This is a genomic window from Oleiphilus sp. HI0123, assembly GCF_001635315.1.
The window spans coordinates 1-517 of the sequence record NZ_LWGE01000564.1; the positions used below are offsets into that span (position 1 = coordinate 1).

A 517-nucleotide genomic window follows, 5' to 3' on the forward strand; every position below is an offset into this window, starting at 1 on the left:
GTGCGATAGGGAATTTATATGACCGTATGACCTTAGGTTATGTTGTCGACTTTCTTCATTTCTATTGGAATAACTATCATTTCCCTGCCTTTAATATCGCTGATACGGCGATTTCTATTGGTGCTGCAATGATGGTCATAGATGTTTTTCGTGGCAATAAACCAGACTCTGAGGATGGTTTATAGTCCCTTGTATTTGTGAGAGCACAGGCTCTCACCTTGTTATTTGAGTGGTACAAAATTTGTCTTTAGTTGTCGGTGAAAATACTCTGGTTACATTGCACTTCTCGTTAAGTATGGAAGATGGCGCAGTGATCGATTCTACCTTTGATAAGAACCCAGCACGCTTTGAGTATGGTGATGGTCAATTACCCGATGGTTTTTTATCCTTCTTAGACGGGATGAGTGAAGGCGAAGAAGGAGAATGGCAGGTTCCACCAGAGAAAGCTTTTGGCATGCCTAACCCAAACAATCAGCAAGTCATGAAGCGAGCAGACTTCCCGGAAGATATGGAATTA

General features: G+C 42.0%; 2 protein-coding genes. Both read left to right on the forward strand.

The features are described from left to right. The coding region (locus tag A3761_RS05185) for a signal peptidase II (protein WP_197472839.1) at window positions 1-185 on the forward strand (185 nt) is incomplete at its 5' end. 56 nt (window positions 186-241) lie between these two features. Further along, the coding region (locus A3761_RS05190) for a peptidylprolyl isomerase (protein ID WP_231881166.1) at window positions 242-517 on the forward strand (276 nt) is incomplete at its 3' end.